This is a genomic window from Sphingomonas sp. BL-S-30 (assembly GCF_055521475.1).
Genome location: NZ_CM145481.1, coordinates 2,043,412 through 2,062,273, shown reverse-complemented (window position 1 = coordinate 2,062,273; position 18,862 = coordinate 2,043,412). Strand labels below are relative to the sequence as shown.

The 18,862-nt window shown below is 66.5% G+C and carries 20 protein-coding genes; 9 read left to right on the top strand and 11 right to left on the bottom strand.

The annotated features are described in order from the left end of the window. Positions 1-13: 13 nt before the first annotated feature. Positions 14-3,469 (bottom strand): transcription-repair coupling factor, encoded by a 3,456-nt coding sequence (gene mfd / locus ACZ1I5_RS09460; protein WP_465173436.1) that lies wholly within the window; start codon positions 3,467-3,469, stop codon positions 14-16. 158 nt (positions 3,470-3,627) lie between these two features. Continuing rightward, positions 3,628-3,894 (bottom strand): FAD assembly factor SdhE, encoded by a 267-nt coding sequence (locus tag ACZ1I5_RS09455; protein WP_465173435.1) that lies wholly within the window; start codon positions 3,892-3,894, stop codon positions 3,628-3,630. A gap of 73 nt (positions 3,895-3,967) precedes the next feature. Here ACZ1I5_RS09455 and recG point away from each other — a divergent pair, with 73 nt between their 5' ends. Next, positions 3,968-6,028 (top strand): ATP-dependent DNA helicase RecG, encoded by a 2,061-nt coding sequence (recG, locus tag ACZ1I5_RS09450; protein WP_465173434.1) that lies wholly within the window; start codon positions 3,968-3,970, stop codon positions 6,026-6,028. 4 nt (positions 6,029-6,032) lie between these two features. Here the strand turns inward: recG and ACZ1I5_RS09445 are convergent, their stop codons facing one another. The 5 genes from ACZ1I5_RS09445 to serS form a co-directional block, all read right to left on the bottom strand. Beyond that, complete coding sequence (locus ACZ1I5_RS09445; RefSeq protein WP_465173433.1) at positions 6,033-6,353, bottom strand: PilZ domain-containing protein; 321 nt, start codon at positions 6,351-6,353, stop codon at positions 6,033-6,035. Positions 6,354-6,480: 127 nt separating this feature from the next. Next, positions 6,481-7,716, bottom strand: coding sequence for a tyrosine--tRNA ligase (gene tyrS / locus ACZ1I5_RS09440; protein ID WP_465173432.1), 1,236 nt, complete (start codon positions 7,714-7,716; stop codon positions 6,481-6,483). A gap of 36 nt (positions 7,717-7,752) precedes the next feature. Beyond that, positions 7,753-8,880 carry a peptidoglycan DD-metalloendopeptidase family protein gene (locus tag ACZ1I5_RS09435; RefSeq protein ID WP_465173431.1) on the bottom strand — a complete coding sequence of 376 codons (1,128 nt, stop codon included), beginning with the start codon at positions 8,878-8,880 and terminating at the stop codon, positions 7,753-7,755. 7 nt (positions 8,881-8,887) lie between these two features. Then, on the bottom strand, positions 8,888-9,652 hold the full coding sequence (gene surE, locus ACZ1I5_RS09430; RefSeq protein WP_465173430.1) for a 5'/3'-nucleotidase SurE: 765 nt from the start codon (positions 9,650-9,652) through the stop codon (positions 8,888-8,890). After that, a complete protein-coding gene (serS, locus tag ACZ1I5_RS09425) occupies positions 9,652-10,929 on the bottom strand; it encodes a serine--tRNA ligase (RefSeq protein WP_465173429.1) in 1,278 nt (425 codons plus the stop codon). The genes surE and serS overlap by 1 nt, the downstream gene beginning before the upstream one ends. Before the next feature lie 90 nt (positions 10,930-11,019). Between serS and ACZ1I5_RS09420 the strand changes: the two genes are divergently transcribed. Further along, a complete protein-coding gene (locus ACZ1I5_RS09420; protein WP_465173428.1) occupies positions 11,020-11,460 on the top strand; it encodes a host attachment family protein in 441 nt (146 codons plus the stop codon). On the opposite strand, the gene ACZ1I5_RS09415 is transcribed toward ACZ1I5_RS09420, so the two are convergent. Then, positions 11,447-11,590 (bottom strand): hypothetical protein, encoded by a 144-nt coding sequence (locus tag ACZ1I5_RS09415; protein WP_465173427.1) that lies wholly within the window; start codon positions 11,588-11,590, stop codon positions 11,447-11,449. The genes ACZ1I5_RS09420 and ACZ1I5_RS09415 overlap by 14 nt on opposite strands. A 74-nt stretch (positions 11,591-11,664) precedes the next feature. Between ACZ1I5_RS09415 and dksA the strand changes: the two genes are divergently transcribed. Continuing rightward, the gene (dksA, locus tag ACZ1I5_RS09410) at positions 11,665-12,129 is read left to right on the top strand and encodes an RNA polymerase-binding protein DksA (RefSeq protein ID WP_465173426.1); all 465 of its coding nucleotides are present in this window, start codon (positions 11,665-11,667) and stop codon (positions 12,127-12,129) included. Between the two features lie 96 nt (positions 12,130-12,225). Here dksA and ACZ1I5_RS09405 read toward each other — a convergent pair whose 3' ends face one another. Then, positions 12,226-12,381, bottom strand: a complete 156-nt coding sequence (locus ACZ1I5_RS09405; protein ID WP_465173425.1) for a YdcH family protein — start codon at positions 12,379-12,381, stop codon at positions 12,226-12,228. A gap of 176 nt (positions 12,382-12,557) precedes the next feature. Between ACZ1I5_RS09405 and ACZ1I5_RS09400 the strand changes: the two genes are divergently transcribed. Together ACZ1I5_RS09400 and ACZ1I5_RS09395 are read left to right on the top strand one after the other, a co-directional pair. Next, positions 12,558-12,755: a YdcH family protein gene (locus ACZ1I5_RS09400; protein ID WP_465173935.1), complete on the top strand. Its 198-nt coding sequence runs from the start codon at positions 12,558-12,560 to the stop codon at positions 12,753-12,755. Between the two features lie 87 nt (positions 12,756-12,842). Next, positions 12,843-13,292 carry a DUF1465 family protein gene (locus tag ACZ1I5_RS09395; protein ID WP_465173424.1) on the top strand — a complete coding sequence of 150 codons (450 nt, stop codon included), beginning with the start codon at positions 12,843-12,845 and terminating at the stop codon, positions 13,290-13,292. 13 nt (positions 13,293-13,305) lie between these two features. On the opposite strand, the gene ACZ1I5_RS09390 is transcribed toward ACZ1I5_RS09395, so the two are convergent. Both ACZ1I5_RS09390 and ACZ1I5_RS09385 read right to left on the bottom strand, forming a co-directional pair. Beyond that, a complete protein-coding gene (locus tag ACZ1I5_RS09390; RefSeq protein ID WP_465173423.1) occupies positions 13,306-13,824 on the bottom strand; it encodes a DUF2141 domain-containing protein in 519 nt (172 codons plus the stop codon). Positions 13,825-13,903: 79 nt separating this feature from the next. Continuing rightward, positions 13,904-15,406, bottom strand: a complete 1,503-nt coding sequence (locus tag ACZ1I5_RS09385; protein ID WP_465173422.1) for a hypothetical protein — start codon at positions 15,404-15,406, stop codon at positions 13,904-13,906. Positions 15,407-15,691: 285 nt separating this feature from the next. Between ACZ1I5_RS09385 and ACZ1I5_RS09380 the strand changes: the two genes are divergently transcribed. Genes ACZ1I5_RS09380 through ACZ1I5_RS09365 form a run of 4 tightly spaced genes read left to right on the top strand, consistent with a single transcriptional unit; the run spans position 15,692 to position 18,858 of the window. Next, the gene (locus tag ACZ1I5_RS09380) at positions 15,692-16,576 is read left to right on the top strand and encodes a glycosyltransferase family 2 protein (RefSeq protein ID WP_465173421.1); all 885 of its coding nucleotides are present in this window, start codon (positions 15,692-15,694) and stop codon (positions 16,574-16,576) included. Next, a complete protein-coding gene (locus ACZ1I5_RS09375; protein WP_465173420.1) occupies positions 16,551-17,354 on the top strand; it encodes a ChbG/HpnK family deacetylase in 804 nt (267 codons plus the stop codon). The genes ACZ1I5_RS09380 and ACZ1I5_RS09375 overlap by 26 nt, the downstream gene beginning before the upstream one ends. An 18-nt stretch (positions 17,355-17,372) precedes the next feature. Continuing rightward, positions 17,373-17,930: an RNA polymerase sigma factor gene (locus tag ACZ1I5_RS09370; RefSeq protein WP_465173419.1), complete on the top strand. Its 558-nt coding sequence runs from the start codon at positions 17,373-17,375 to the stop codon at positions 17,928-17,930. Further along, complete coding sequence (locus ACZ1I5_RS09365; protein WP_465173418.1) at positions 17,920-18,858, top strand: FecR family protein; 939 nt, start codon at positions 17,920-17,922, stop codon at positions 18,856-18,858. Before ACZ1I5_RS09370 ends, ACZ1I5_RS09365 begins: the two co-directional genes overlap by 11 nt. Positions 18,859-18,862 lie beyond the last annotated feature (4 nt).

Here is an 18,862-nt window from a genome sequence, read left to right as displayed (position 1 = left end):
CGGGCGCGACGCGTTACCCGGCTGCCTTGGCCAGTCCCTTCGACAGTTGCAGCGCGCCGTTGAGCCGTGCCTTGGGGTCACCCCAGCTACGGTTGATCACCAGCTTGGAGTCAGGCCGGAGCTTCGCGACCCCGTCGAGGCGCGCGATCCAGGCGAGCAGCCCGTCGATATTGGGCGGCTTGTCGTCATGGAAGCTGACCAGGGCCCCGCGCGGACCGACATCAATTTTCGCCACACAGGCCTTTTTGGCGTTGAGCTTGATCTCCATGAGGCGAATCAGATTCTCGGTCGGATCGGGCAGGGGGCCGAACCGGTCGATCAGTTCCGCCGCGAACGCCTCGACCGCCTGGGATTCGTCGAGATCGTTGAGGCGGCGATACAGGCCCATGCGCAGGTCGAGGTCGGGGACATATTCCTCCGGGATGAGGATCGGCGCGTCGACCGTGATCTGCGGCGAGAAGTCGCGCGGGCGCTGCGCCATGCCGCCGGCTTTGGCGTCCATGATCGCCTCTTCCAGCATCGACTGGTAGAGTTCGTAGCCGACTTCCTTGATATGCCCCGACTGCTCGTCGCCAAGCAAATTGCCTGCGCCGCGAATGTCGAGATCGTGGCTGGCGAGCTGGAAACCGGCCCCGAGGCTGTCGAGATCGCTCAGCACCTTCAGCCGCTTCTCCGCGGTCTCGGTGACGATGCGGTCGGGCGGGGTGGTGAGATAGGCATAAGCACGCGTCTTCGCCCGGCCGACCCGGCCGCGCAGCTGATAAAGCTGGGCGAGGCCGAAGCGATCGGCGCGGTGGATGATCATCGTGTTGGCGCTCGGGATATCCAGCCCGCTCTCGACGATGGTGGTGGAGATCAGCACCTCGAACTTCTTGTCGTAAAAGGCCGACATGCGTTCCTCGACCTCGGTCGGGGACATCTGGCCGTGCGCGGTGACGGCCCGCACCTCCGGCACCTGCTCGCGCATGAACTGTTCGATATCGGGGACGTCGGCGACGCGCGGCGTGACGAAAAAGCTCTGTCCGCCGCGATAATGCTCGCGCAGCAGCGCCTCGCGCAGCACGACCGGATCCCAGGGCATGATATAGGTGCGCACCGCGAGGCGATCGACCGGCGGGGTCTGGATCACCGACAATTCGCGCAGACCCGACATCGCCATCTGCAACGTGCGCGGAATCGGCGTCGCGGTGAGCGTGAGCACATGGACGTCGGTCTTCAGCGCCTTCAGCCGCTCCTTGTGGGTGACGCCGAAACGCTGCTCCTCGTCCACGATGACGAGGCCGAGCCGCTTGAATTCGACCGATTTGGCGAGGATCGCATGCGTTCCGACGATCACGTCGACCGTGCCATCGGCCAGGCCTTCGCGGGTCGCCTTGGCTTCGTTCGCGCCGACGAGGCGCGACAGGCGGCCGACCTTCAGCGGGAAACCCTCGAAGCGCGCCGTGAAATTCTGGAAATGCTGGCGGGCGAGCAAGGTGGTCGGGCAGACAATGGCGACCTGAAGCCCGGACATCGCCGCGGCGAAGGCGGCGCGGAGCGCGACTTCGGTCTTGCCAAAACCGACATCGCCGACGACGAGCCGGTCCATCGGCGTGCCCGCGGCGAGATCGCCGAGCACGTCGTTGATCGCGCGGTCCTGATCGTCGGTTTCCTCATAGGGGAAACGATCGACGAAGCTGGCATAGCCTCCCTGGTCGGGCTCGATCACATCGGCGGGGCGTAGCGCGCGTTCGGCGGCGGTTGCGATCAGCTCGCCGGCGATCTCGCGGATCCGCTCCTTCATGCGGCTCTTGCGGCGCTGCCACGCCTCGCCGCCCAGCCTGTCGAGGCTCGCGCCCTCGCTGTCCGATCCGTAGCGCGACAGGACTTCGAGATTTTCGACCGGCACGAACAATTTGTCGCCGCCGGCATAGGTCAGCGCGACGCAATCATGCGGGCTCTGGCCGACCGGGATCGAGGTCAGGCCTTCATAGCGCCCGATGCCATGATCGACATGGACCACCAGGTCGCCCGGGGTGAGCATCGCCAGCTCGGCGAGAAACGCATCGGCGGATTTCTTGCGCTTCTGGCGGCGGACGAGCCGGTCGCCGAGCATGTCCTGCTCGGTGAGCAGCGCGACGTCGGGCGTGGTGAAGCCGTGATCGAGCGGGAGGACGATGAGGGCGACACCCTTGTCCGCGACGCCGAGCGCTTCCTGCCAGGTGTCGGCCTTCCCCGCGCCCTTAAGGCCGTGGTCGGTGAGCAGGGTCGACAGGCGCTCGCGCGCGCCGCCCGAATAGCTGGCGAGGATCGGCTTGCGACCCTGCCGGCGCAGCTTGGCGACATGTTCCGCGACCGCCTCATAGACATTCGCGCCGCTCGACCGTTCCGCGCCGAAATCGCGCGGGCCATCGACGTTGAAGTCGAGGACGGTCGCACTTTCCGGCTCGTGGAATTGCGTGGTGAGATGGGCAGGTGTTTCTTCCAGCCGCTCGGCAAAGTCCTTCGCGGTCAGATACAGCGCATCGGGCGGGAGCGGCCGGTAGCTGCCGGGATCGCTCGACTGCGCCTTGACGCGGTTCGCGTGATAATCGGTGATCGCCTCGAAACGCTGCTCCGCCGCGCCGAGCACGCCGGCGTCGCGCACCACCACGGCATCGCCGCCGAGATGGTCGAACAGGGTCGCCAGCTTCTCCTCGAACAGCGGCAGCCAATGCTCCATGCCGGCAAGGCGGCGGCCGTCGCTGATCGCCTGATAGAGCGGATCGCCTGTCGCAGTGGCGCCGAAACGCTCGCGGTAACGGCTGCGGAAGCGCTTGATGCTCTCCTCGTCGATCAGCGTCTCTGAGGCCGGGAGCAGGGTGAAGCCGTCGATCCGGCCGGTGGTGCGCTGGTCGGCGGGATCGAAGGTGCGGACGCTCTCGATCTCGTCGCCGAAGAAATCGAGGCGGAGCGCCTGTTCGGCGCCCGAGGGGAAAAGGTCAACCAGGCCGCCGCGCACGGCGAACTCGCCGGAATCGGCGACGGTCTCGACCCGGACATAGCCGTTCGCCTGGAGCTGTTCGGCCAGGCGGTCGCGGCCGATCCGTTCCTTGGGCGCCAGCGTGGCGACGAGCTGGCGGATACGGAACGGGGTGAGGGTGCGCTGGGCGGCGGCGTTGGCGGTGGTGACGAGGAGCTGCGGGCCCCTGGTGGGTTGCTGCAGGCGGTGGAGCGTCGCCATGCGCTCGGCCATGACGTGCAGCGTCGGCGAGGCGCGGTCATAGGGAAGGCAGTCCCAGGCGGGAAAGGCCAGGACTTCAAGCTCGGGCGCGAACATGGCCGCCGTGGCGGCGATGGCGCGCATCGCCGCTTCGTCCGGCGCGATGAACACCGCGCGGCTCTTCGCGGCACGGGCAAGGTCGGCGAGCAGCCACGGCTCGAACCCCGTCGGCACGCCGGCGAGGGTGAGGGGCGTCTTGGCCGAGAGGATCGTCTTCAGGTCGGGCATTCTATCTCCCCCCTCCCTGGAAGGGAGGGGCTTTGGGGCTTCGACAATTTTCGTCATGCCGGACTTGTTCCGGCATCCATGCCTCCTCGTGCACCACGGCGGTTGCGTTTGCGGATCGATGGACCCCGGAACAAGTCCGGGGTGACGGAGAATTCAGGTCATTTCTGGATCGGTACGTAGCTGAGCACGCGCATCGCTTCCATGATCGGGCCTTCGTAACGCGCCGGGCAGATATCGGTGCCGATCGCCCAGGCCATGATGTCGACATCCTGTTCCTCGAGCAGTTCCTCGAACAGATCGATCTCGGCGTCGCTCCAGCCTGAAGCAGCGGCGTCGCAGAAGCCGCCGATCAGCAAATCGGCTTCCCGGGTGCCACGGTGCCAGGCACGGAAGTGCAGGCGTTTCAGGCGGGTCTCTCGATCCATATATTTCCAACGGCGATTGGCCGGCGGCGCTTGGAGCAACCGTCGGCTGGGACTAGGTAAGGGTCAGATAGTCATGCGGCCCGATATCCTCAATCCATTGTTCGCCGAGATCACGGCGTTGAAAGGCGTCGGCCCCGCGCTGGCCAAGCCGCTGGACAAGCTTGGCCTGCACCGCGTGATCGACATGGCGTTCCATCTGCCGACCGGCTGGATCGACCGGGTGCCGCGCGACGAGCTCGACATGGCGGATGCCGGGCGGACGATCGCGATCACCCTGACCGCGGTCGAGCATCGGTCGGGCAATGGCCGCGGGCCAGCGCGGGTGCGCGCGGTGGACGCCAAGGGGAACTATGTCAGCCTGATCTATTTCGGCGGGCATCCGGGCTGGTCGAAGAAGCTGCTGCCGACCGGCGAGCCGCGGCGCGTCTCCGGCCGGCTCGAGATGTACGGGCAGGAATTGCAGATGGTCCATCCGGACTATGTGCTGCCGCTCGACGAAGCGCCGGAGGTGGGCGAGCGCGAGGCGATCTATCCGCTGTCGGAAGGAATCACCTCGCGGCGCATGGGGCAGCTGACCGCGCAGGCGGTGGAACGCGCACCCGACCTGCCCGAATGGATCGAGCCGGGCCTGCTGGCGAAACATGGCTGGCCGTCGTGGCGCGAGGCACTGGCACGCGTACATGCCGACCCGTCCGATGCGAAGGCGAAGGAGCGGCTGTCCTATGACGAGCTGTTCGCCAATCAGCTCGCGCTGATGCTGGTGCGGCAATCGTCCAAGGCGCGGCGGGGCAGGGCACTTGCCGGCGACGGGCGGCTGCGCGACGCGCTGGAGCTGCCTTATACCCTGACCGGCGCGCAGGCGCGGACGGTGCGCGAGATCGAGGGCGACCTGCAACAGTCCCAGCCGATGTTGCGGCTGCTCCAGGGCGACGTCGGATCGGGCAAGACGCTCGTCGCCGCGATGGCGCTGCTGATGGCGGTCGAGGCCGGCGCGCAGGGCGCATTGCTGGCGCCGACCGAAATCCTGGCGCGGCAGCATTACGAGACGTTGCGGCGCCAGCTTGGCGGCCTGCCGGTCGAGATCGCGGTGCTGACCGGGCGCGACAAGGGCCGAGTGCGCGAGGCGACGCTGATGGGGCTCGCCTCGGGCGCGATCCACATCCTGATCGGCACGCATGCGATCTTCCAGGAAGCGGTGACCTACAAGGATCTCGCCCTGGTCGTGGTGGATGAACAGCACCGCTTCGGCGTGGCGCAGCGTATGATGCTGCAGGCCAAGGCCGAGCGGCCGCCGCACCTGCTGGCGATGACGGCAACGCCAATTCCGCGCACCCTGACGCTCGCCAATTATGGCGAGATGGACGTCAGCCAGCTCGACGAGATGCCGCCGGGCCGCCAGCCGATCGAGACGCGGGTGATTTCGGAGGAGCGCCTGCCCGAGGTGGTCGATGCGCTGGCGCGGCATCTGTCCGATGGCGGTCAGGCCTATTGGGTCTGCCCGCTGGTCGAAGAAAGCGAGAAGAGCGATCTCGCCGCCGCCGAGGATCGGGCGGAGACGCTGCGCGCAAGGTTCGGCGATCGGGTCGGGCTGGTGCATGGGCGGATGAAGGGGCCGGAAAAGGACGCAGTGATGGCGGATTTCGCCGGCGCGCGGACCGGCGTGCTGGTCGCGACGACGGTGATCGAAGTCGGCGTCGACGTGCCCAATGCGACCCTGATCGTGATCGAGCATGCCGACCGGTTCGGCCTCGCCCAGCTTCACCAGTTGCGCGGGCGGGTCGGCCGGGGGAGCGGGCGGTCGATCTGCCTGCTGATCCGTGGCAACCAGCTCGGCGAAACCTCAAGGGCGCGGCTCGCGCTGATGCGCGAGACCAATGACGGGTTCCGTATCGCCGAGGAGGATCTGCGCCTGCGCGGCGCGGGCGAATTGCTCGGCACGAAGCAGTCGGGCGAGGCTGGGTTCAAACTCGCGACGGCGGAAACGCTCGAGGCGCTGCTGCCGGCCGCGGCCGCCGATGCACGGCTGCTGATCGATCGCGACGGCGGGCTGGAGGGGCCACGTGGGCAGGCGGCGCGGACGGCGCTGTATCTGTTCGAGCGCGACGCCGGCGTGGCGCTGCTGCGCTCGGGTTGAGATATCACCGGCCGCGCAGCACGACCGCGAGCATATCATAATAGTCGGCCAGTTCGATCGCCGTATCGAGCTCGCAGCCGATCCGTCCGCCAAGGAACCAGCGTATCTCCGCCGAGACCACGCCTACCACTGGCAGCGTGATCGTCAGCCGGTCGCCGACCTTGTAGGGCATGTCGCACCGCGCCATCAGGCCGAGCGCCGAGATGCTGACGACCAGCAGGTTCAGCGGGCGGGCATCGGGACCGAACGCACGAGCCCGGAAATGCACCTCGTCGCGCGGCGCCTCGAAATCGTCCACTGCTCTCGCATTGCCGGATGCCGCCATCGCCCCCTCCCTCGAAGCCGCGAGGCTAGAATAAAAGAGTGAATCGGGTCGCAACGAAATTGTTTAACGCTGGCTTGCGCCGGCACGAAGCATTTCCGGATCAAGGGCTTGATCCAGGACCCCACGATTAACCCTGGTCGAGGACCAGAAGGCCGTGATGCTTCTTGCCCGCGGCGATCCGCACCGGTTCGGCACCGACCTTGATCGTCAGCGTCTCGTCGACGACCTTGTCGGGCCCGACACGCGCGCCGCCGCCCTTGATCAGCCGCCGGGCCTCGCCCTTCGAGGCGCAGAGACCGAGCGCGACCAAGGCGTCGACGATGCCGATCTCGCCGCCGATAACCGTATAGGTCGGGAGAGAATCCCCGGCCGCGCCCTCTTCGAAGGTACGGCGCGCGGTTTCGGCTGCTTCGGCGGCGGCGGCGGGGCCGCGGCACATCGCGGTCGCCGCATCGGCGAGGATCTTCTTCGCCTCGTTGATCTCCGCGCCCTCGAGCGATTCCAACCGGGCGATCTCGTCGAGCGGAAGATCCGTGAACAGCCTGAGGAAACGGCCGACATCCCGATCGTCGGTGTTCCGCCAGAACTGCCAGTAATCATAATGCGGCAGCTGGTCCTCGTGCAGCCAGACCGCGCCGGACATGGTCTTGCCCATCTTGCCGCCATCGGCAGTGGTGATGAGCGGGGTGGTGATGCCGTACACTTCAGTCGAATCGACGCGGCGCGACAGCTCGATGCCGTTGACGATATTGCCCCATTGATCCGATCCGCCCATCTGCAGCCGGCAGCCAGCGCGGCGCGACAGTTCCAGGAAATCATAGGCCTGGAGGATCATGTAGTTGAACTCGAGAAAGCTCAGCGACTGCTCGCGATCCAGCCGCAGCTTCACGGAATCGAAGCTCAGCATGCGATTGACCGAGAAATGCTGGCCGATGTCGCGCAGGAACGGAATATATTCCAGCGCGTCCAGCCACTCGGCATTGTCAAGCATGATCGCGTCGGAGGGTCCGTCGCCAAAGGTCAGGAATCGCTCGAAAATCCGGCGAATGGACGCGACGTTGCCGGCGATGCCATCCTCGCTCAGCAGCTTGCGGGCCTCATCCTTGAAGCTCGGATCGCCGATCTTGCCGGTGCCGCCGCCCATCAGCACGATCGGCTTGTGGCCGGTCTGCTGGAGACGTCGCAACAGCATGATCTGGACGAGGCTGCCGACATGCAGCGACGGCGCCGTCGGATCGAACCCGATATAGCCGGGCACGACCTGCCTGTTCGCGAGCGCATCGAGGCCGGCGGCGTCGGTGAGCTGGTGAATATAGCCGCGCGTCGACAGCAGGCGGAGCAGATCGGAGGTGAAGTCAGTCATGATGCGGCGGCGCTTAGCATCGCTCCGCGCGTGTCGCTAGCAGGACGGCAATTGCCCCAGCGGATCGACCGGGGTCCGGCCCTTGCGCATCTCGAAGTGCAGCTCTGGCCGGTCGACCGAGCCCGTATCGCCCGATGAGGCGATGGTCTGCCCTTTCTTTATGGACTGGCCGCGCTGGACGAGCAGCCGGCTGGCATGGCCATAGACGGTCGTCCAGCCATCGCCATGCTTCAGGATCACGAGCCCGCCGAGATTGGCCACTTCGTTGCCGGCATAGGCCACGACGCCGTCCGCCGCGGCCAGGACTGGCGTACCGATCGGCGCGGCGATCTCGATGCCATTGTACCGCTCACCGCTCGCGCCCGGGCCGAAGCGCGCGACGATATCGCCCCGCATCGGCCAGGCGAAGGCACCGCGCAGCCGCACCGGTTCAGCCAGCGCGGCCGAGGAGGGGAGGACGCGCGCGGGCGAACTGCTCGGCCTGGCCGGACGCTGGTTGGAGGCGAGCGCCGGTTCGCCGCCGGTGACGATGTCGTCGACGTCGAGGGTGAAGGCCGCGGCCCGCTCCGCCAGGGTCCGCGGGCCGCCGGGGATCAGCACGCGCATGCCGACTCGCAGCGTATAGGGCTCGCTCAGATCGTTCGCCGCGATGATCTGCGACCAGTCGACGCCATAGGCCCGCGCAATCGCGATGCCGGTCTCGCCCGCGCGGACCAGATGATAGCGGCCGGCCGGGATGGCGAGCCGCTGGCCTGCCCGGATCACGAACGGCGGGGTGAGGCCGTTGGCGCGGGCGATCGCTTCCGATCCGGCACCGGTCCGATCAGCGACGCCGCGTAGCGTGTCGCCGGGCTGGACGACATAATTGCTTGCCGCGACCGTCTGTGCCGTGGCGGAGACCGGACGCGCCTGCCAGGCGGGGGGCGCCGTGATGGGAGTGCGCACCGTGCGATCGATGCTCGCGCGCTCAGGCTCGACCGGGCGTTCGACCCTGGGGCGCGCGCGCGGAACCGGTCGATCGATGGTTTCGCGCTCATATCGGACGGGCGGCGGTGGCGGAGGGGAGGACTCAGGCGGCTGACCCGGCGGGATACAGCCGGTAAGCAGGGCGAGCAGAAGCACGGGCATGATGTGGCGCGCGACGCTTTCGTAAGGCCCTGCCATGCGCACCTCAGCGATAGGCGGTGTTGAGCATCGCCAGGGATTCCGCATGCGTCAGGTCGAGATGCAGCGGGGTTACCGCGACATAGCCGTCGGCGATCGCTTCCAGATCGGTGGAATGCGCCGGAGTCTCGACCGTCGGCCCCAGGGCGAACCAGTGATATTCATACCCCCGCGGATCGCGGTTGGTGACGATCTGCAGCCGTCCATAATCGCGCAGGCCCTGATTGGCGACGCGGATGCCCTTGACCGCATCGGCCGGCCCGGCGGGGAAATTCACATTGACCAGCGTGCGCGGCGCCAACGGTGCGTCGACCAGCGGACGCAGCACGCGCTCGCCCCAGGCAGCGGCGGCCTCGAACGGCACGGTGTCGCCCATACCCTCGCGCGAATAGACCTGGCTGAGCGCGATCGAGCGCACGCCGGCCAGCGCGCCCTCCATCGCCGCCGAGACGGTGCCCGAATAGGTCACGTCCTCGGCAAGGTTCGCGCCGCGATTGACGCCGGACAGGATCAGGTCCGGCGGCGAGTCCTTCATGATCCGCGCCAGCGCCATCATCACGGCGTCGGTCGGGGTGCCCGCCACGGCAAAGCGCCGGTCGGAGAAGCGCCGTACACGGATCGGCCGGGTCAGGGTCAGCGAGTGGCCGGCGCCGGACTGTTCTTCGGCCGGGGCGACGATCCAGATGTCGTCGGAAAAGGCCGATGCGATCTCCTCCAGCACCTTGAGACCGGGGGCGTGATAGCCATCGTCATTGGTGAGGAGGATGCGCATCAGGCGGGCTCCAGCCGGTTGAGGCCGCGCAGATAGGGTTGCAGCGCTTCGGGGATGGCGACCGATCCGTCCTCCTGCTGGTAATTCTCCAGCACGGCGACCAGCGTGCGGCCGACCGCGAGGCCCGACCCGTTGAGCGTATGGACGAAGCGCGTCGCCTTCTCACCCTCCGGCCGATAGCGCGCATTCATGCGCCGCGCCTGGAAATCGGTGCAGGTCGAGCAGCTCGATATCTCGCGGTAACGCCCCTGGCCGGGCAGCCACACTTCGAGGTCGTAGGTGCGCGCGGCGGTGAAGCCCATATCGCCGGTGCACAGCTTCATCCGGCGAAAGGGAAGGCCGAGCCCAGTCAGGATGCCCTCGGCGCAGGCGGTCATCCGCTCATGCTCCGCTTCGGACGCATCGGGCGTGACGATCGAGACCATCTCGACCTTCTCGAACTGATGCTGGCGGATGAAGCCGCGCGTGTCGCGGCCCGCCGCGCCCGCTTCGGAGCGGAAACAGGCGGTGAGCGCGGCGAAGCGCAGCGGCAATTCGCCTTCGGTCAGGATCTTCTCGCGCACGATATTGGTCAGCGAGACCTCGGCGGTCGGGATCAGCCAGCGGCCGTCCGTAGTGCGGAACATGTCCTCGGCCGCCTTGGGCAGCTGCCCGGTGCCGAACACGATCTCGTCCTTGACTAGCAGGGGCGGCACGACCTGCTCATATCCGTGATCGCCGCAGAGCTGGTCGAGCATGAACTGGCCGAGCGCGCGGTGAAGTCGCGCCGCGGCGCCGCGCACCAAGGTGAAGCGCGCACCGGCCAGTTCGACTCCGGTTTCGAAATCCAGGCCGAGCGCCGGGCCGATCGCATCATGCTCCTTCGGCGCGAAGGCGAATGTCCCGGGCGTGCCATGCTCGGCGACCAGGGCATTGTCGTCCTCGTCGGCCCCCTCGGGCACGTCGGCGAGCGGCAGATTGGGCAGGATGGCGAGCTTGCCGTGCAATTCCTCGCCAAGCGCCTTCTCCTCCGCCTCGATCGCAGGCAGCCGCTCCTTGAGCGCCGCAACCTCGGCCATCAGCGTGGCGGCGGTGGCCTCGTCCTTCGAGGCCTTGGCCGCGCCGATCGCTTTCGACGCTTCGTTGCGGCGCGCCTGGCCGGCCTGCGCCTCGGTGATCAGCGCGCGGCGGCGCTCGTCCAGGACGGCCAGGGAATCGGCTACCGGCGCAAGCCCGCGGCGCGCCAGGGCTGCGTCGAAGGCGGCAGGGTTTTCGCGGATCAGGCGGATATCGTGCATGGCGGCAGGCTATGGCGGCGGCTCGGCGCGCGCGCAACCCGTGGCGCCGTCCGGGCGTTATCCTTTGCCTTACAGCCGAAAGGACGCTCGATGCAGATCCCCCACAACGCCGCCGTGCTCGTCGCCGATGGGCGCAAGATGCTGTTCCTGCGCAACGAGGGCGACGAGGCCTATCCGAACCTGGTGGTCGAGCATGCCGAGGCACAGTCCAATCCCAAGGACGGCGACCAGAAGAGCGACGCACCGGGCCTGTCCTATTCGAGCGCCGGCAGCGGGCGGAGCACGATGGACGAGACGGATTTCCATCAGCTGGGGGAAGATCGTTTCGCGTCGGATGCCGCCGAACTGCTCAAACGCCGCGCGCTGGCGCATGAGTTCGAATCGCTGATCATCGTCGCACCGCCGCGGACGCTCGGTGAACTGCGCAAACATTATCACAGCGAGGTGAGTTCGCGGATTGCCGGAGAACTCGACAAGGACCTGACCAACCATCCGATCCCGGAAATCGAATCGGCGATCAAGGCCGCGTGACCGAGGCAATGCCCGCATGACGGAAAACGTTGGACAATTCACGAAAATGCAATGTGCTGACCGCTATGGCGCTCTCCGCAAGCCAGGCTTCAATTTCGACAAGGCCTTGCTTGTGATGGTCGAGCGGCATGGTTATAGGCCCGCTCCGGATGGGACGGCGGTGAAGGTGCTCAGAAGGCATCGTATCGCCGGCGGGAGAGTGGGATGGCGACGGTCTTGAATCGATTGGACGAATCCGAAAAGTTTCAGCCGCCCGCGGGCGAGGGTGGAGATGGCTATCGGCCAAGTGCCGAGGAGCCCTTCATGAATCCGCGCCAGCAGGCATATTTCCGCGACAAGCTGCAGGCGTGGAAGGAAGCGATCCTGCGCGAGGCAGCGGGCACTCTGTCTCAGCTGCAGGTCGATTCGCTGCGTGAGGCCGATCTCACCGATCGCGCGTCGAGCGAGACCGACTGGTCGATCGAGCTGCGGACCCGCGATCGTCAGCGCAAGCTGATCTCCAAGATCGACGCGGCGTTGCGGCGAATCGAGGAAGGCGAATATGGCTATTGCGAAGTGACCGGCGAGCCGATCTCGCTCGCACGCCTAGAAGCCCGCCCGATCGCGACGATGACGGTCGAGGCACAGGAGCGCCACGAGCGGCACGAAAAGGTCTCTCGCGAAGATTGATGCCGGTCGCGACGATTCGGGCGACCGGATCAGCTCTGGCATCGATGCAAGGCGCGGACGCCTCACGCGGGCAACCCCGCGCGAGGCACCAGGCACCTAGAGTTCGGACATTTCCTCTTTCAGGCGCAGTTTCTGCTTCTTGAGCGCCGCGAGGGTCACGAAGTCCGGCAATGGGCGCTGCGACTCGGCACAGATCTTTCGATCGAGCACGGCATGCTTGGCCTCAAGGGCCGAAAAATGCGCGGTCTGCATGGAAGCGTTCCTCCTACATTGCTGGGCGGGGTTGGGAGTAGAACACGCTCGCCCCCGATTGTCTTCCATATTTTTGGACATAATCGACATGCCGAAGGTATTTGCGCGACAGCTTGTTTTTGCGGCTCGCGGGTCCCGTGCAATTTGCTAAGGGCAGTGGTGTGAACGGGGAAACCATGGACGACACGCAAATCGCCAAGCGTCTGGAAATCCTGCGTATCGAGCATCGCGATCTCGATTCAGCGATCGCGGCCCTGCTGATGACGGGCTCGACCGATCAGTTGCAGGTCGCGCGCCTCAAGAAACGAAAGCTGCGCCTGCGCGATGAAATCGCCATGCTCGAGGACCAGATGATTCCCGATATCATCGCCTGAGTCGCCGCGACTCGGGCGCTGACGTCACCAGCCCGGAGTCGTTGACGTCGCCATTATGACGGCTAGTGTGAGCGTGACCGGAGGAACATGAGCGAACCCCGCATTCATCGTCGGCTGATCGACACGCTGTACATCGACGCGATGGTGCTGGCCGACGAGGCGCGCGGTTATTTCGACGAGGGCGGCAAGGCGGAACGCGACCAGCTCGATCCGATGGCGCGCGTTTCCTTTTCCTGCGAGTCGCTCAAGGTCACCACGCGGCTGATGCACGTCATCGCCTGGCTGCTGACTCAACGGGCGGTCGATGCGGGCGAGATGGCGCCCCGCGATGCACTCGATCCGTCGCGGCGCCTCGGCACCGCGCCGATCAGCGAACGCGACGCGGTCGAAGCGATGCCGCCCTTTGCGCAGGGGTTGATCGAGGCAAGCAACGATCTCTATCGCCGCGTCGAGCGGCTCGATCAGGCCCAGGCGGCCAATGATGCCGCAGAGAGCCCGGCCCGGTCGATGCTGGAACGCCTGGCCGCAGCGTTCTGAATCGCGCGCCGGGCTAGTCCAGCGCCGAGAATCCCAGGCCGCGCAGATACTGGACCTTGATATTGACCATGGTAACGCCGGGACCGGCGTTGACCGCTGCCTGCTCGAACGTCGGCCTCGCGCGCCCCAGCGACCGGTTGGCGGCGACGCCCGCGCCATCGCTCCAGATCGAGAATTTGTCCCTGCCGACGCGGTTGTGCCGCAGCATCAACGAATAGCGACCGGGATGGGGGACACGCACGCAGATCGCGACCTCGCCCGACGCGGGCGTTCGGGATCGGGTGCGACGGAATACCCTGCCTTCGGCGACGAGCGATTCGTCGGGGCGCAGGAAATCGGCCTGGGTGGCCGGATAGAGTTCCAGCCAGATCTCCCCGACGCGGTCCTTCAGGCCCAGCACATTCACCTGGATCGCGGGGCCATGGCCGGCAGTGCAGAAGGGCGCATCCTCACCGACCATTTCGGCGCCCAGCGCCGAAGGAATAGCCACGGCCAGGGCAAATACGACACTGGCAAAGGGAGTTGGCGTCATGAAAGGCGTGTCCGACCGTTGAGGAAATGCCTGCATAGACGTCGCACCGCGCCATGATCCGCACCCCCCCATGGCGCATTCACGGTGTCAGCCGGCGGTAGACGAGCAAATGACCGGTCCCGCGCGGCGCCGCGAGGGTAAGGCGGTAATCGCGCGCCAGCGCGGTTGTGACGATGCGTTCGCTTTCGGCATTCCAGGGCGCGAGCGGCTGATCCATGGTGACCACCACCGGCGGACGGCGAGCCATGATCCGCCGGACCTCCGCTGCCTCGTCGATGCCGGTCGAACCCTGTTCGGCCTGATAGGCGAGCGTCGACGGGAAGGCGTACGCCGTCGGGATGCAGGCGTGCGACAGGTGGTAGAGGATCGAATCGCCCGCGAACACATAGGGGCATTCGCCGGTGCCGTGCGCCGTCATGATCCGCGCTACCGCGCGCACCGATGCTTCGTCGGTCGGTTGCAGCGCGACACGGCAACCGAACAGGACGAGCCCCGCTCCGAGCGTCCCCGCGAGCGCAAGGCGGTGTCGCCCCAGCACGGGCGCGGCGATGATCGCCAGCGGCGCCATCAGCGGGAGGGCATAATGATCGAAGAACGCGCCGATCATCGCGAAGGCGATCAGTGCGGCCGCCAGCCATCCGAACGCCAGCAGCTTGACCGCATCGCGCGGCCGAGTCCGCCAGGAGAGCACGGCACAGACGATGAACGGCGAGAGTTGTGCGGTCGTCCCGGCCAGCCGGGCGACGATCTTCACGGCGGGATAGGATTGGCGCAGTGCCACCGAATAAAAGTTGGAAAACAGGAACGCCTGAAACACGGCGGGCCCGCGCAGGGCGAAATCGACCATGACCAGGGCGGTCGGCAGGATGCCGAGAGATGCCCAGAACAATCCGGCAGCGCCGAGCGCGGGCCAGCTTCCGCCGGCGCGGCGAAGATACCAGAGGTGGGCGGCCCCGAAATAGGCGCCCTCCACGACTGGCGTATATTTGGTCTGGATCGCAAGGCCGGCGAGCAGACAGGCGGCCATGCCGTTCAGGATGATGGCGCGCCGCGCGCAACGGGCGGCGAGATCCGGCAGTCCGAGCGTCAGCACGGCCGCGCCGGCGACGAACAGATTGTAGAACACCGGCGATTGCCCGCCGCGCCCGCTGAGCAGCGACAGCCAGATGAGATAGCCGATCGCCGCGGCGAACGAACCACCTGGCGTCGCGCCCAGCCGCCTGCCTCCCACTACCACCAGCCACGCGGTGGCCGTGGCGAACAGGGTGGCGACGATCTGATAGGCCAGGATGCCGTCGCCGGGTAACAGCCTGATCGCCGCGAAGATCAGGAACAGGCCGACCGGCTTGCGATCCCACAGATCGACATAGGGAATCGCCCCACCCAGCATCCGGTCGCCGACCAGGAGATAATATTGCTCGTCGACATGAATGGCCGGATTGCCGAAATCGCGGCCGCGCAGCGCGATCGCAACCGCCAGCAGCAGCGCGACGAGCAGGAACCGAGTCAACCGAGGAAACCACGTGCCGGCACCGGGCGTGTCGCGATCGATCGCCGCGGATCCGAAATATTCCGTCGTCACGGAAAGTCCAATTAGGCGGAAGTTCGCGTCGCGTCATTCGGCATATTTTTTCCGCGATGGTGCGGAAATATCATCGCGCATCGTCTCCGAAACAGCCCCGGCGGGCTGGCGGCACCGGCATTCTCGCCGATTTTTCTGCACGTGCCTGGTGAGGGTGGCGCGTGATCATGTCGTCTTGTGATCGGGGGGACCGGTTGGTGCCAGGGCGAGGTTCGCGAGCATCCGGGGGAGGGTGGTCGCACAGTGCCTCGGCTGGCGTCGATCGATCGAACCTTCCCGGTTTCGATGGATGCACGCATGTATTTCAATCTCGTCTCGGCTCGCACCGCCCAGGCAGCACCAGTCGCCGGGCGATCCGCGCTGTCATGGACCGTCCTGATTCCCTTTTTCAACGAACGCGATTTCCTGGCCGATACCATTGCCAGCCTGGCGGAACAGACTCGTCCCTTCAGGCTGGTTCTTGTCGACAACGGATCGACGGACGGCGGCGCCGAGATCGCGCGCGCGGCGTGCGACCGGCTGGCACTCGACTATATGCTGCTTACCGAACGCGAACCGGGCAAGGTCGCCGCGCTTCGTACCGGTCTGGGCTGGGTGCGGTCCCGCTTTGTCGCCACCTGTGACGCCGACACCCTCTATCCGCCGCATTATCTCGCCGAGGCGGAACGCTTGCTGGGCGAGGAGGGGTGCGTTGTCGCGGGCGCCTTCTTCGTGACGCGCGATGCGATGCCGAGCGACATCGCGGCAATGGGGCGCAAGATCAACGGCGCGGCCAGGCTGTTGCCGCGCCAATGCCATACCGGCGGCGCCGGTCAGGTGTTTCGCACCACCGTGTTGCGCGCGGCCGGGGGCTTCGACCCGGAACGCTGGAATTATGTGCTCGAAGATCATGAGATCATTCACCGCGTGATGAAGTTCGGATCGATGCGCTATTCGCACGATCTGTGGTGTGTGCCGTCGCTACGGGAACGGGACCGCGCTTCGATCCGCTGGACTCTGGTCGAGCGGCTCACTTATGCGGCAACCGCTCCCTGGGCTGGAGACTGGTTCTTCTATCGTTTTCTGGGCCGCCGCTTGCGGCACCGCCATCTGCTCAGCCACCATATTCGCGAACGGCGCTATCAGGACATGGAAGGGGCGATTTTTGCCACGACTAATCCTGTGTTCTGACGACTTCGCGTTTTCGCGCGAGGTAAGCCTGACGATTGCCGAACTGGCCCAGACGGGCAAGCTCAACGCCATCAGCTGCATGGCGGTCATGCCCGGTTGGGCGACGGACGCCGAACTGTTGCGCGACGTGCCCGATCATGTCGAAATCGGCCTGCACCTCACGCTGACGGGCGAAAAGCCGCTTACGGCGATGCCGGTGCTAGCGCCTCGAGGTCACCTGCCGTCGCTTGGGGATCTCGCGCGGCGTGCGCGGTCGGGCACGGCGCCGCTCGACGAGATAACGCAGGAGATCCGCGCGCAATTCGACGCGTTCGTTCAGGCGATGGGTCGCTCACCGGCCTTTGTCGATGGCCATCAGCATGTTCATGCGTTGCCGGGTATCCGCGATATCGTTCTCGAGGAAACCGCGCTGCGCGCACCGGACGCCTGGATTCGGTGCTGCACGGACAGCCTTGTGGCGATGATGGCCCGCCCGTTCCTCGGCAAGGCGCTCGGCAGCGCGTGGCACTCGCTCGGTCTGAGGCGAGATGCCGCCAGGCATGGTCTGCGCTGCAATGACAGCTTCGCCGGACATTATGATTTTTCAAAGAATTATGATGACTTCTTTCCGCAATTTCTGAGAAGGCCGGGGCCAGTGCATCTGGTCATGTGTCACCCCGGGCGGGGCGCTCGCGCCGAAGACGAGATAGCCTCCGCACGCGTGCGTGAGGCTGCGGCCTTGCGCGCATGGTCGATCGCGGACATGGCTGCTGCCGGCGGGCTGGCGTTTCCGGCCTGATCAAGGGTCGGATCGACAGTGGCTGACGGCGGTCTCAGGGCCATTTTCCTCGAACAGCGGCCGATGCTGCTGCGGCTGCTGGTCGCGCGCCTGGGCAATGGCGATGATGCCGAAGACGCGCTGCAGGATATGTGGCTGCGCATCGACCAACTCGCCGACCGTCCCGTCGCCCAGCCCAAGGCTTTCCTCTATCGGATCGCCGCGAACCTGGCCACCGATCGCCGCATCGCGGCGGGCCGGCGCGGCGCGCGGGATGCCGCCTGGCTTGGCAGCCAGCCCGGCGCGGATGACCTGCCCGACGCGGAGCGGGCGTTGATCGCCAGCGATCAGTTGAAGACGGTCGCGGCAGCGATCGACGCCATGCCCGAGAGAATGCGGATCGCGCTCCACCGATTCCGGATCGAGGGCCGGTCGCAACGCGCCATCGCCGACGAACTGGGTATCACCGTCAGCGGCGTGGAGAAGCTGCTGCAGCGCGCCTATCGCCAAATTCACGATCGGCTCGAACCGCTTGGTGTGGATATCGTGCTGCCATATCGTCTATCCGGGGAAAGGGGCACGAACCGTGCAGGGTGACGAGTCCATTATCATCGACCAGGCGATCGCATGGCATCTCCGCCAGGCGGAGATGTCGGACCGCGACTGGGAGGCGTTCGTGACGTGGCTGGAAACGAGCCCGGCGCACGCCATGGCCTATGATCGAGTCGCGGCGGAGCAGGGCCTGGTCGACCGGATCGATTTCCCGGCCGAGGCAGCGAACGACCGATCGCCGGCACGCCGCTGGCCCTGGACCGTCGGCGGCATCGCTGCCGCCGCCGCTGCCCTGGCCGTGCTCACACCTCTCGTCATGCCCGCCGCACCCTCCACCTATACCGTCGCGACCAGCGCCGGCGAGCGTCGCACGCTGCAGCTGACGGATGGTACGCGGATCGAAATGAGCGGTGGCACGCGCCTGCGACTCGACCGCAGCCGGCCGCGCTTCGTCGACCTCGAAAGAGGCGAGGCGACGTGGCACGTCCGGCATGACCCCGCCAATCCGTTCACGGTGACGTCCGGCGACCTGACCGTCCGCGACCTGGGCACCGTCTTCAACCTCGCGCGCGATGGCGACCGGCTCTCGGTCGAAGTGTCTTCGGGGTCGGTATTGTTCCAGCCCGGTCGCGAATCGGTCGAACTTGCACCGGGGGACGCCCTGGTCGTCCGCGAGAAGAGGGGCACGATGACCAGGGCAAAGATATCGCCCGGGTCGGTCGGGGGCTGGCGCAGCGGTGCACTGAGTTTCGACGGCGAACCGCTCGGCAATGTTTTTGCGACCATCCATCGTCTCTACGCGACCCAGGTCGTCCTGGAGGGCAGCTTGTCGCAACGGCCGTTTACCGGCATGGTCCGGCTTACGGGAGCCGCCGATCGGGACATACCCCATCTGGCCGGCCTGATCGGGGCAAATTGGCGGCGTGACGGACAGCGGTGGATATTGGCGGGCGACGCGACGCCTTCGCGCTAGGCTG